This window comes from Paenibacillus sanfengchensis (genome assembly GCF_036864765.1).
In the GTDB taxonomy this organism is placed as follows: Bacteria; Bacillota; Bacilli; order Paenibacillales; family Paenibacillaceae; genus Fontibacillus; species Fontibacillus sanfengchensis.
Genome location: NZ_JBAGJC010000002.1, coordinates 396,756 through 408,952 on the forward strand (window position 1 = coordinate 396,756; position 12,197 = coordinate 408,952).

Sequence of the window (12,197 nt, forward strand, 5' to 3'; positions counted from 1 at the left end):
TCTACTTCAAAGAGCAACTGACCGCTGACGAGCAAATTTCTTCGTAATTCATTTGTTTAATGCAACGCTAGTGCACATTAACTGGATTTTCTCCCGTTAATTCGGCTCTTTCGGCCCTCCTCAGCTCCATTAGCTGGAATTTCTCCAGCTAAATTGCGCGCATATCGGGCTGCTCGGCCTTATATGTGAGAATTAACGAGAGGTTTTCCCGCTAATCCCCCGCCAAGGCCGGCGATAGCCGGATTAACGGGAGGTTTTCCCGTTAATTCCGCACCACCCATTCCCTCCCGGACACTGCGCCTTCCGGACAGCTTTATTTTTCGGGCAAAAAGCCTAAAAAAACGATTGTAAGTAATAACCAGTGCACCTATATTTAAGGTATCTATTCTATCTCGGGATACAAGAATCCCGGAGTAAGCGAGGATGGTCATGATTCAAACGATCGAGTTAACCGGTTATGTGCCGGAGTTGCTGCTGGAGAAGTGGAACGCCCCCGAGTGGGACCGCCGTATCCCCGTCGAAGACGTTCATTCCGGCGCGGTGCTGTTCGTCGATATTTCCGGCTTTACGCTGCTGAGCCAAAAGCTCGCCCACCAAGGGACGATCGGCCTCGAACAGATCACGGGCATCCTGAATGCCTGCTTTGACACCATGATCGACTTGATTTCACGCGCCGGAGGCAAGGTCGTCAGCTTCGCCGGCGACGCCCTGCTGGCGACATGGAGCGAAGGAAGCGGGCAAGCCACCGAGGAAGGCCGCCAGCGCCTGATCCGCCAGGCTGCCGCCTGCGGGCTGGACCTGCAGCGGGAACTCCATCAGCGGGAGATCATGGACGGCGTAAACCTGGCGCTGCGGGTCTTTGTAGGCGGAGGCGGCTATACCGTCAGCTATGTCGGAGGCACGAGCGGACGCTGGGAGCTTGTGCTGCGCGGAGACGCGATCGTGCAGTTAAAGGAACTCGCGGGCTCCGCAGAAGTCGGCAAAGTCCTGCTGTCTCCGCAGGCCTTTGCGCAAATCGAGGCGTATGCGGCAAGCCACGGGGCTCCGTTGGAGAACGGAGCGGTCTTTATCGCCTTCATGTTGCCGGGTGCCTCCCCGGTGTCGAACGGGACTGCTCCGGGCAAAAACGCTCCGCCATCCGGACTGGACCCCTCGATGCTCCCATATCTTCCCCCCGCCCTGTTGGCTTCCGCAGCGGCCGGGGATCATGACTGGTCCGCCGAGCTCCGGCGGATTACCGTGATGTTCATTCATCTTCCGGGAGTGCTGGAGCAGAGCAGCCTTCAGCAAATCCACCGGACGATGCAGAGAATTCAAGCGGGTGCGCATACCTGCCAAATCGCCATCAACAAGGTGAACCTTGACGAAAAAGGCATCTCCGTCATCGCGGCCGCCGGCCTGCCTTCCCTGACCTACGAGAACGACGCGGAGCGCGCCTTAAGGACGGCGCTGCGCATTCAGGCAGAGCTGCGGGAGGCGGGAATCCCGCATGCGATCGGCGTTGCCACGGGCACAGTGTACTGCGGGTCCGTCGGCAGTCCTTTGCGCCGGGAATACACGATGATCGGCGACACGATGAATCTGGCGGCCCGGCTGATGCAAGCGGCCGGGGACGGCGCGATCTTGTGCGATGAAGCCACCTATACGGCGGCTTCGGGAGCCATCCGGTTCCAGGCCGGGGAACCGAGGCAGTTCCGCGGCTTCGCCGGCGCCCGCGCGGTCTACGAGCCCGCCGGCATCATCGGCGCCGCGGGCCGCTCCGCGCCGGGCCGCCGCCGGGGGCGGGAGCAGCAGCCGCAAGCGCTGTTCGGCCGGGAAGCCGAACACGGCGCGCTGCGCCGCCATGTCGTGCGCCTGCTCGAGGGCGGCAGCGGCTGCGTCTTCCTCCGGGGCGAAGCCGGGATGGGAAAGACCAGCTTGCTGGGCGAGCTGCAGCACGAAATTCTCGGCTACGGCCTCCCCTTATTCAATGGAGCCGGGGAAGCTATCGAAAAGCAAACGCCGTATTATCCTTGGCGAAGCATTTTTTGGGCGCTGCTGGAGTTGGATAAAGTGCCCGCTGACGAAGGGGACCGGCGTGAGCATGTTCAGCGGATCGTTCAGGAACGGCTGCCGTCCTGGGAGCATTTATTCCCGCTGCTGCAGCCGGTGGTCCCTTTCGAAATCGCGGACAACGAGTGGACCGCCTCCATGTCGGGCCGGATCCGGGCGGAGAACACCCAGACGATCTGCCTGGAGCTGCTGCAAAGCCTGATCGGAACGCAGCGGACCGCCCTCTTCATAGACGACGCCCACTGGATCGACCCCTCCTCCTGGACGCTGCTGCTCGGTCTTACCGAGCGGCTTCCCTCCGTTCTTGTTGTAGCGGCCCTGCGGCCGGAGGAGGCTTCGCAGCCGATGGAGTCCCGCCAGTTGCAGGAACGCCCCGGGACGGAAACGGTCGACTTGTCGATGCTGGACGGCGCAGAAACACTCCAGCTGATTCAGGACCGCCTCGGGGTGACCTCGCTCCCCGAACCGGTGATCAACCTGATTCTGGACAAATCGGAAGGCCACCCCTTTTATTGTGAAGAGCTGGCGTATACCCTGCGCGATTACGGCTATATCGGCATCGAGAACGGGGAATGCCGTCTTTTGAAGTCGGAGAACGAATTCATGAACTTTGACTTTCCGCACTCGATCCATGGCATTATCGCCAGCCGCATCGACCGGCTGCCTACGGAGGAACAGCTCATTTTAAAGGTGGCCAGCGTCATCGGCAGACATTTTACCTATTCCGCGCTCCAAGGGATTCTGCCGGTGCCGACGGCGGACAACGCGCTATACAACCGGCTCGATACGCTGGAGCAAGTCAACTTGACCCTGTTGGAGAGCAGGGAACCCGAATTATCGTATATTTTTAAGCATATTATCACGCAAGAGGTAACGTACAACCTGCTCCTGCATGCCCAGCGCCGCCAGCTTCACCGTGAACTGGCCCTGTGGTACGAACAGCAGTATCCGGACGCCCCGGCTTATTACAGTGTGCTGGCTTATCACTGGTCGAGAGTGGAAGATACGGCGAAAAGCATGTACTATCTGGAGAAGGTCGGACGCCAGGCCCTCCAGAGCGGCGCTTATCAAGAAGCGGTCAATGTCCTGTCCGAGCTTGTGGCCAAGGCCGAAGCCGCCGATACGCCGAAATCCGACCGGGCCAAATATCGGCGCCTGCTCGGCGACGCTTATATGGGGGTCGGGGACATGGAGCAGGCGGTCCCTTGTCTGGAGGAGACGCTCGACCTGCTGGATATGCACTCCGCCAAGTACACCGAGCGCATCAAAAGGCAGATGTCCCGCCAACTGGCAGTCCAGCTGTGGCACCGCCTGAAGCGGTCGATGGGATTCACCTCGACCTCCAAGCCGACGCCCGCCGTGGCCGAAGCGGTTCATTGTTATCACTGTCTGGCGGAGATCGCTTTTTTTAACAATCAGAACGTACGGAACCTGTACTATTCGATCCATGGACTCAATCTGGCCGAGACGTCCGGCGTTTCCAAAGAGCTGGCCATCATTACGGGGAATATGTGCGTTACTGCGGGAATCATGGGTTGGCGAAGACTGGCCCGCTCTTACGCAAAACAAGCGCTGGATGCGGCCGAGGCGCTCGACGATCTCTCCACCAAAGCCTGGGTTTACATGGACATTTCGTTGAACAATATCGGCACCGGGGAATGGCAAGCGGCGGGCGATCTGGCGCAGCAGGCCATGGCGATTTACGAAAAACTCGGGGACCGCCGTTACTGGGAGGCCTCTTCCTACCTTTATGTAAAAACACTCGCTTATCATTTCTCCGATTTCGACGCCAGTATGGCCTTGGCCGCCGAAATCTATGAATCCGGAGTGCAAAGCGGAAATGCCCAAGCCAGATCGTGGGGACTCATGGCCCTCTCCGAAGGGCTTCTGTATTCCGGCCGTATCCCGGAAGCCGTCGGTAAGCTGGAAGAAGCGGTGTCCCTCATCCCGGTCAATATCGGTATGACGGAGGAACTGCGCGTTAACGGTCTGATGGCGTTGGCCCGGCTCAAGGAGGGGAAGCCGGAGGAGGCGTTAAGTTATGCGGAAGAAAGCCTCGCCTTGATGCGGCAATCCTCGCCCGCAGCGTACTACTCCTTCGACAGTTATGCGGCTGTGGCGGAAACTTTGCTCATGCTTTGGGAAAAGAAACTCGGCGGAGGCATTGCCCTCCCCCGGCAGGCCGGGGAACTGCAAAGTTTGGCGGAAGAAGCCTTGACGGGACTTCAGACCTTCGCCCGTGTCTTCCCGATCGCCAAACCGCGTTCCGAATGGCTCACCGGGATTTACCGGCGGCTTAAGGGCTCCCCGCAAGCGGCCTTCCGCTGCTGGGAACGCGGCATCAAGGAAGCCCAGAAGCTCAAGATGCCTTACGAGGAGGCGCTGGTCCAGTTGGCGATGGCCCGGGCTCTCGCGCCCGATTCGCAGCAAGGTGCCGAATGCGCCGCCGCGGTCCGGCGATTATACAGTAAGATGAAAATTCCTTATCCCGGGGAGGAATAACCAAACCGTCTGTCGAACAACAGAGGGGATTAATCTACTTCTAAGGGGGATGCAACAACATGTTTTTCGCTTTTCTATTCATCGTGGCCATGTATGTTCTGTTTGCGGGGGCTTTCTTCTCGCTGGCCAAAAAGGCCGGGCTGGACGATATCGCCTGGTTTGCCTTTGTCCCGATTCTGAACAACATTCTGCAGTTGAAATTGATCAAAGAAAGCGGCTGGTGGGTCTTGATGTACTTCGTGCCGATCGCCAATCTGGTTTTCTACATTATTTGGCAGGTTCGGCTGCTTAACGCTTTCGGAAAACACGGCGCTTATGTCCTTTTCGGCATTTTCCTGTCGCCGGTTTACGCCATTTTATGGCTCGTCTGGGGATATTCCAGCAATACGATGTATGTGCTCGACGATCGGATCCCGCCTCCAGGCTATATGGCTTAAGAAGTGCATTACAGCAGACGCAAAGACCGGGGCTATTCTGGCAGCCCCGGTCTTTGCGTTGATTTAAGATGCCGTCCGAACTTGAACAAACTTTGAGAAACATCTCCGTACCAACGGTCCCATCACCAATAGCTGCAAAGGGTAAGCGACAATGAAATTTTGCACAAAGGTGCTCAGGTAATTCATCAACAACGAACCTTCTCCGGAGCCGCTAGCCAAATGGGACATCACCAGTCCGAAAAGGGACATAAAAAATACCATGCCGATGACCATACAGGACGAAATGGCGAGAACGACCTGCAGCTTCTTGGCCTTGTTGATCGGCAGCTTGAACGCCACCTTTTTGGCAAGCGGCCCCACAATAAACATTTCCAAAGTCATGGCCACCACAAACCCGGCCAAATACTGAATGATCATGTCGGCAAACCCTATTTTTCCGATCATATCATGCATCAGCAAATTGTAAGTTGTCATGCACACAACCATCCCCAAACACATCATCAAGCCAAAATACAGCGCTTCTCTTTTTGTAGTCGGCACTTCTCTCCACCTCTCTTTTTTTCGGCTTGATCAGTATATCGATTTTCGATTTTGTCTCGTAAGTGAACATATTGTGAATTTTGTTTGACTTTAAAAAAGAGGGTCTCCGATAGTAGCAGCAGTTGTTCTCAATAACAGGAATTCCCCCCGTTATTTAGGCGGAGGAAGCGCCGTGAAATGAATTAACGGGATTTCCTCCCGTTAATTCGGGCCGAACTGGCCCATGGCCTCAAAAGGCCGAAAATTAGCTGGAGAGTTTCCAGCTATTTGCGCTGCTTGAGGCCTTTCGCGGTCCATTAACGGGAGGTTTTCCCGTTAATGGGCCCGCGCGAGGCAGGCCGCGGCCGGGAGCCGCCCGCCGGCCCGCCGCAAAAAAACCGCCCCGAAACGCGCGCTATTGTTCGCGCTTCGGGGCGGTTCACGATCAAGCGTGCTCCAGCCGCTTGATCTGTTTGCTGCGCAGCTGGCCGCAAGCGGCATCGATGTCGGTGCCGTGCTCGAGCCGGATGCTGCAGCTGACGCTTTGCTTTTTCAGCGCATCGTAGAAGGCCAGTACGGCTTCCTGATCGCTGCGCTGATATTGGCTGTGCTCATCGACGGGGTTATACGGAATGAGGTTCACATTCACGTACGGTCTCCGATCCCCGATGAGCTCCGCGAGCTCCAACGCTTGCTCCCGCTGGTCGTTCACTTCGCGCAGCAAAATATACTCCAGCGTAATCCGCTGATTCGTTTTCTCCAGGTAGTAGTCGATGGCCTGCATCAGCGTTTCGATCGGAATCGCGCGGTTGATCTTCATGATCCGGGTACGCAGCTCATTGTTCGGCGCATGCAGCGAAACCGCCAGGTTGACGCGCAGGTTAAGGTCCGCAAACTCCCGGATCTTGTCGGCCAGGCCGCTCGTCGAAACAGTGATATGTCTCGGCCCGATCGCCAGTCCCTTCGGATCCATCACCGTCCGCAGGAAATTCACCAGATGCGTGAAATTATCGAACGGCTCGCCGATGCCCATCACCACGATGTGGCTGACGAGTTCCCCTTCCCCCGCCTCGTCCAGGAACAGCTGCACCTTCATGATCTGCTCCGCGATCTCGCCGGAGGTCAAATCCCGGCTCTTCTTGAGCAATCCGCTGGCGCAGAAGCTGCAGCCGATATTGCAGCCGACCTGCGTGGTCACGCAGACGGACAATCCGAACTTGTGCCGCATCAGCACCGTCTCGATCAGGTTGCCGTCCGCCAGCCGCAGCAGGAACTTCACGGTCCCGTCAGCGGACTGCTGCTTCGTGTGCACCTTCAGTGTTTGCAGCGAAAAATGCGCCTCCAGCAGCTCGAGCGTTTCCGGTGTAACCCCGCTCATTTCCCGAAATTCTCTGGCCCGCTGCCGGTAAAGCCCTTCCCAAACCTGCAGGGCGCGGGATTTCTTCTGCCCGTGCTCCTCCAGCCAGGTACCGAGCTGCTCTAAAGTCAATCCATAAATGGATGGTTTATTCATAAGTCTGCCTCTTTCTATGCGAAAACTCTTCAATGGTTCAATCTGTTCTATTGTCCCAAATTTTTAATATGAACACAAGCCAGTTTCGCGTGGCAGATTCTATATAAGTTGAACTAATTTACCCGTAAGGCAGCCGTGTGAAATGTTCTTCGAATCACTGCCCGCCTGCGCCTGCGGCCGGTTCGTCTTTCCGGCCCTCTCCCATCGGCAGCGTCACCGTGACGACCGCCCCGCCGTCCTCGCCCCGGCTGGCCGCGATCTCCCCGCCATGTTTGTCGACGAGGGTTTTGGCAATATAGAGGCCGAGACCCGCATGTCCCTTGCGCCGGCTCACGCCCGTTCCGCCCTGGTAAAAGGCCTGAAACACCTCGGTCTCCTTGCCCGGCTCAAATCCCGGACCATTGTCGGCCAGTAGCAGATCCAACCGCTCCCCGCCGATCCGCGCGGTCAGCCTGATCTCTCCCCGCTCCGCAAACCGCAGGCTGTTGGAGACCAGATTGTCCAGCACCTGCGAGAGCCGGTCCGGATCGGCAAGCAGTTTGGGGCTTCCCGGAGTTTCCCTGGTATCGGTCATTTGGAATACGAACCAGACGCCTTCTTTTTCGCACCAGGATTCATATTCACCGGCCTTCTCCTCCAAATACTCCGCGGGATCGAACGCCACCTTGGCGAGTTGAAAAGAGTCCTGCTCCAGCACCGCCGTCTGGTTCAAATCCCGCACCAGCTTCACCGCCCGATCGACATTCGCCTTGATGACATGCAGGTATCGGTCGAACCGGTCTATATTTCGCCGCCTCGCTTCCTCCAGCCCTTCCACGTGCCCCTGGATCACGGTCAGCGGCGTACGGATATCGTGGGCCAGGGCCGCGATAATCTCCTTGCGATCCTTCTGCAGCTTCCACTCCCGGTGAAGTGAATCCGCCAGCTCCTTCCGCATCCGCTCGAACGCCCCGGTCAAGTCCCGGATCTCCGTAATCGTCCCGCGCTGCGTCAACGTAAATTGCAAATCCTGCTGCCGAATGTGGGCCGTGGCGGTGATCAACTGGTCGAGCGGCCCCTTGATCTCCCGGTCAAAGCGGCGCACGAACAGAATCGTAAACAGAACGATATAAACGAAAGGAATGCAAAGAAAGAGGGGAACTCCCGCCTTTACCAGCAGGGAATCCGAATCGCGGATCGGCGTTACCTTCAGCTTATAGGACAACAAGAGCGCTCCGCCCATTTGTTTATTCCCGTCCAGCAGCGGGACATATTGGATGTAATCATGCTCCGGTCCCCGTGTAACCTTGTTTAAACGTTCCAGAAGCTCTGCCGGCGGCACATCCGAACGATCCGGGGAAGTACCGTAGACAAATTCCCCCGACTTGTCGACCACTTTGTATTTGAAGCCTTCCGGCGGAATGACGGCATCCAGACCGGAGGCCGCCGCCGGATCGAGCACGCGCTCCCCTTCCCGCCACAGGCGTTCCTGTATGCCGGGAATCATCCGCTCGTAGTAGTTCTCGCCATTAACCCGCGATTGCCCGATCAGGAGCATGAGGAACCAGGTCAGCAACGTGCAGACGAGACTCAGCGTCAAAATCCAGACGATCATCCGGTGCAGCCGGGTGCGAATCGATACAGTCTTTATTTCCATTTGTAACCGACTCCCCACACGGTTTGGATGTAATTGTCTTCCGGCGAGACGGCCTGAAGCCGCGCCCGGATTTTTTTGATATGCTCCGTTACCGTCGAGTCGTCCCCATCGGCTTCCAGGCCCCATACCCGTTCATAAATATGCTCCCTGGAAAAGACGTGGCCTTGATTCAGCGCCAGCAGCCAGACGATATCGAACTGCTTCGCGGTCAACTCGACCTCCTCGCCCCGAATGCGCACAGTACGCCGGTTATAGTCGATCGTAAGCTGGCCGAACCGGAGAATTTCCTCCTCGCGGGATTCCGATTTGCGGCTCTCCCGGCGCAGGTGGGCATGGACCCGCGCTTTCAGCTCGGACAAGCTGAAGGGCTTAACAAGGTAATCGTCCCCGCCGACCACCAGCCCTTTGATGCGGTCCGCCTCTTCCTGGCAGGCGCTCAAAAAAATAATCGGCCCCTGCACCATCGGCCGGATCCGCTCGCACACCTCAAAGCCGTTCATGCCGTCCATCATGACGTCGAGCAGCACGAGCTGCGGTCCTTTTTCGGCCTGGCGTACCGCCTCTTCTCCGTCCCGTGCCGTCAACACCTCATAACCTTCATCCTCCAGCGCATCCCGTAAAAAGGACACGATGTCCGCTTCGTCATCTACAATCAACACCGTTGTGTCCGGCATGTCCATCACCTTTTTCTTCTAATCGTATCGCTTAATTCTAACAAAATCATAACCCGTCGGTTACGAACTTTTCTTCACGCCGCAAAAATTCTATACTGGTCCTAAAGCATCGCTTTCCCACAAAGTAGATTCCCAAGCAAAGGAGCTGTTCGAACATGGTCGTAGTAACCAACCGCATTCGCGTCAAAAAAGGCATGGCCGCCGCCATGGCTCCCCGGTTTACCGCCCCCGGTCCCCTGGATACGTCCAAAGGGATCGTCAAGGTGGAGGTGCTGCTGACGCAGAACCTGAGCGATTACGATGAGTTGAACGTCAACACGTACTGGGAAACGCTCGGAGATTTTGAAGCCTGGAAGAATAGCGACGCCTTTAAGGCCGCGCACCAGCGGCCCGCATCCGGCGCATCCGGCACATCCGGGTCCGGAGAGGACGCGAAAAAAGAATCGCCTATTCTGGGCAGCGAACTGATCATCTATGAGGTGGCTTCGGTCAAGGAAATCGGCTAGTTGCACGTGAAAAAGGCTGGCGGGAAAAGTTCCCGTCAGCCTTCTGTTGTTGTTCGAGCAGGCGTTCCGTATTAGTCCCGGCTGGCCGCCAGCTTGGCGAGCAAGCGGAGGATCTCCAGATACAGCCATACCAGTGTGACCATAAGGCCGAACGCGCCGTACCACTCCATATATTTTGGAGCGCCTTGCGCTGCGCCGTTCTCGATAAAGTCGAAGTCCAGCACGAGGTTCAGCGCGGCGATGATCACAATCACGACCGAGATACCGATGCCGATCCAGCTGCTTTCATGCAGGAACGGAACCTGCATCCCGAAGAATCCAAGGATGAAGTTGATCAGATACACCAGCGCGATGCCGCCGGTAGCCGCAACGACACCCAGCTTGAAGTTTTCCGTCGCCTTGATCAATCTCGTCTTGTAGGCGATCAGCAGGGCGAAGAACACCCCCATCGTCAGAAGGATGGCGTTCAGCGTAATTCCCGGTTCGATCCTTTGTTCGAACTGAGCCGAAATGGCCCCCAGGAACATCCCTTCCGCAACCGCGTAAACCGGTACCAGGAACGGCGCGGCCTTAGGCGCGAAGCTAACGATCAAGGCCAGAATCAGCCCGACCAGGGCACCGCCGATCGCCATAGGGACCACATTGTAGCCGTCAAAATACAGCATCCATGTGCTAAATGCGCTGCCGAGAAGGATGATCAGCGTAATAAACGCCTTGTTGACGGTTCCTTCAATCGTCATCGCGTTCATTCCGGAGAACGCTCCCGCTCTCTCGAATGTACTGTCTTTCAAAGTAGGATTACCACTGCGTCCGATCAAGCAAAAATCACCTCATTTATGTATTTGTAATCATAATACCACAATTTAGGAAGATAATTAGAACTGATTTTTGGACAACGCGATATTGACCGGGAGGTGAGAACGCCTTAGGTGGCTGAGTTCCGGCATGGCCGTTCAGTAACAGGCGGAACCCTTGTAGACGCTACAAGGCCAGCCAAGTTCTGCCTAGGTCGCTCATTAGCGGGAAAAACTCCTGTAGGCGCTACAAGGCCAGCCAAGTTCTGCCTAGGTCGCTCATTAGCGGGCGGAACCCCTGTAGACGCTACAAGGCCAGCCGAGTTCTGCCTAGGTCGCTCATTAGCGGGCGGAACCCCTGTAGACGCTACAAGGCCAGCCAAGTTCTGCCTAGGTCGCTCATTAGCGGGCGGAACCCCTGTAGACGCTACAAGGCCAGCCAAGCTCTGCCTAGGTCGCTCATTAGCGGGCGGAACCCCTGTAGACGCTACAAGGCCAGCCGAGTTCTGCCTAGGTCGCTCATTAGCGGGAAAAACTCCTGTTAATTTGGCGATTTTGTCTGGATTCCAGCATTTAACTGGAAAAAGCGGAGCTAATTTGGCGTACAAGGCCAGTATGACGGGGACGCGTCTAAAATAACGGGAGGTTTTCCAGCTAATTTTCTGTTCTAGCCATTCTATTCAAAATTAGCGGGAGGTTTTCCTGTTATTTTTGGGGGGAGGAAGACTGAATCGAAAATGGATGTAGTCAGCACCGCCAAATTCGCATATACTTGTTTCATAAGAGACGAAGAACGTCCCGTTTTACTCCACTGGAGTGAGGCGGGGCGTTTTTATTTTTCTGCGAAAGGGTGTATGAAAATATGAATTTCGAGGAGAGTCACGCCTTATGGCTGGGGCACCACTTATCGGCTAGAAGCGGCGAACGCAGGGGGCGACTGGAAAGGGGGCATCTTCATGCGGAAAAACGCTTCCTGCAGCAGGTATGGTGGCCGCTTCGGGGCAATCTGGATCAGCTGCATCCCGAGTATGAGGTCCCCGATTGGCGAGGGAGGTCGTATTTTGCCGATTTCGCCTGGCTGCCGGGCTATGTGAAGTTGATCATCGAGATTAAAGGGTTTGCTTCACACGTCAGGGACATGGACCGGCAAAAATACAGCCAGGAGTTGAATCGGGAAACCTTCCTGTACGCGATGGGCTATTATGTGCTTTCATTTGCTTATGATGATGTGGAACGGCGCCCCGAAGTATGCCTGGCTTTACTGCGTATGGTCCTGGCCCGGCTGCAACCCGTTCAAGAACCTGCCAAGCGTGCCCTGTTCGCCGAAAAAGAGTTGATCCGCCTAGCGGTGCATTTGAACGGCGAAATCCGTCCGAAGGACGTGGAGCGCCACTTCTCTGTGGATCACAAAACCGCGGTGCGCCTGCTCCGCGGTTTATGCAACAAAGGCTGGCTGCATCCCTGCGCCCGCGGAACCGGTCAACGGCTGGTGCGGTACGGTTTGGTACGCGGGATGCTGGAATACCTGGATTAGTTGGTCGGGTGGTTATCGGTGTAGATGGAG

General features: G+C 56.6%; 9 protein-coding genes. 4 read left to right on the forward strand and 5 right to left on the reverse strand.

What is annotated here, in order from left to right:
* Nucleotides 1–423: 423 nt before the first annotated feature.
* Together V4U84_RS05185 and V4U84_RS05190 are read left to right on the forward strand one after the other, a co-directional pair.
* Nucleotides 424–4,554: an AAA family ATPase gene (locus V4U84_RS05185; protein ID WP_334076856.1), complete on the forward strand. Its 4,131-nt coding sequence runs from the start codon at nucleotides 424–426 to the stop codon at nucleotides 4,552–4,554.
* A gap of 59 nt (nucleotides 4,555–4,613) precedes the next feature.
* The gene (locus V4U84_RS05190; RefSeq protein WP_334072394.1) at nucleotides 4,614–4,991 is read left to right on the forward strand and encodes a DUF5684 domain-containing protein; all 378 of its coding nucleotides are present in this window, start codon (nucleotides 4,614–4,616) and stop codon (nucleotides 4,989–4,991) included.
* A gap of 63 nt (nucleotides 4,992–5,054) precedes the next feature.
* On the opposite strand, the gene V4U84_RS05195 is transcribed toward V4U84_RS05190, so the two are convergent.
* From V4U84_RS05195 to V4U84_RS05210, 4 genes are all read right to left on the reverse strand, one after another.
* Nucleotides 5,055–5,531: a DUF2798 domain-containing protein gene (locus tag V4U84_RS05195; protein WP_334072395.1), complete on the reverse strand. Its 477-nt coding sequence runs from the start codon at nucleotides 5,529–5,531 to the stop codon at nucleotides 5,055–5,057.
* A gap of 424 nt (nucleotides 5,532–5,955) precedes the next feature.
* The gene (gene rlmN, locus V4U84_RS05200) at nucleotides 5,956–7,023 is read right to left on the reverse strand and encodes a dual-specificity RNA methyltransferase RlmN (RefSeq protein WP_334076857.1); all 1,068 of its coding nucleotides are present in this window, start codon (nucleotides 7,021–7,023) and stop codon (nucleotides 5,956–5,958) included.
* A 154-nt stretch (nucleotides 7,024–7,177) separates the two neighbouring features.
* The gene (locus V4U84_RS05205) at nucleotides 7,178–8,659 is read right to left on the reverse strand and encodes a sensor histidine kinase (protein WP_334072397.1); all 1,482 of its coding nucleotides are present in this window, start codon (nucleotides 8,657–8,659) and stop codon (nucleotides 7,178–7,180) included.
* A complete protein-coding gene (locus tag V4U84_RS05210; protein WP_334076858.1) occupies nucleotides 8,650–9,339 on the reverse strand; it encodes a response regulator transcription factor in 690 nt (229 codons plus the stop codon). Before V4U84_RS05210 ends, V4U84_RS05205 begins: the two co-directional genes overlap by 10 nt.
* Before the next feature lie 149 nt (nucleotides 9,340–9,488).
* Between V4U84_RS05210 and V4U84_RS05215 the strand changes: the two genes are divergently transcribed.
* On the forward strand, nucleotides 9,489–9,839 hold the full coding sequence (locus V4U84_RS05215; protein ID WP_334076859.1) for a heme oxygenase: 351 nt from the start codon (nucleotides 9,489–9,491) through the stop codon (nucleotides 9,837–9,839).
* A gap of 71 nt (nucleotides 9,840–9,910) precedes the next feature.
* Here the strand turns inward: V4U84_RS05215 and V4U84_RS05220 are convergent, their stop codons facing one another.
* A complete protein-coding gene (locus V4U84_RS05220; RefSeq protein ID WP_334076860.1) occupies nucleotides 9,911–10,657 on the reverse strand; it encodes a Bax inhibitor-1/YccA family protein in 747 nt (248 codons plus the stop codon).
* A gap of 838 nt (nucleotides 10,658–11,495) precedes the next feature.
* Here V4U84_RS05220 and V4U84_RS05225 point away from each other — a divergent pair.
* Complete coding sequence (locus tag V4U84_RS05225; protein ID WP_334076861.1) at nucleotides 11,496–12,167, forward strand: DUF559 domain-containing protein; 672 nt, start codon at nucleotides 11,496–11,498, stop codon at nucleotides 12,165–12,167.
* The last annotated feature ends 30 nt before the right edge of the window (nucleotides 12,168–12,197 follow it).

Excerpts from the sequence above, each read along its gene's own strand:
- V4U84_RS05185 (WP_334076856.1), top strand. The coding sequence starts at position 424 with ATGGTCATGATTCAAACGATCGAGTTAACCGGTTATGTGCCGGAGTTG.
- V4U84_RS05190 (WP_334072394.1), top strand. The coding sequence starts at position 4,614 with ATGTTTTTCGCTTTTCTATTCATCGTGGCCATGTATGTTCTGTTTGCG.
- rlmN (WP_334076857.1), bottom strand. The coding sequence starts at position 7,023 with ATGAATAAACCATCCATTTATGGATTGACTTTAGAGCAGCTCGGTACC.
- V4U84_RS05205 (WP_334072397.1), bottom strand. The coding sequence starts at position 8,659 with ATGGAAATAAAGACTGTATCGATTCGCACCCGGCTGCACCGGATGATC.
- V4U84_RS05210 (WP_334076858.1), bottom strand. The coding sequence starts at position 9,339 with ATGGACATGCCGGACACAACGGTGTTGATTGTAGATGACGAAGCGGAC.
- V4U84_RS05215 (WP_334076859.1), top strand. The coding sequence starts at position 9,489 with ATGGTCGTAGTAACCAACCGCATTCGCGTCAAAAAAGGCATGGCCGCC.
- V4U84_RS05225 (WP_334076861.1), top strand. The coding sequence starts at position 11,496 with ATGAATTTCGAGGAGAGTCACGCCTTATGGCTGGGGCACCACTTATCG.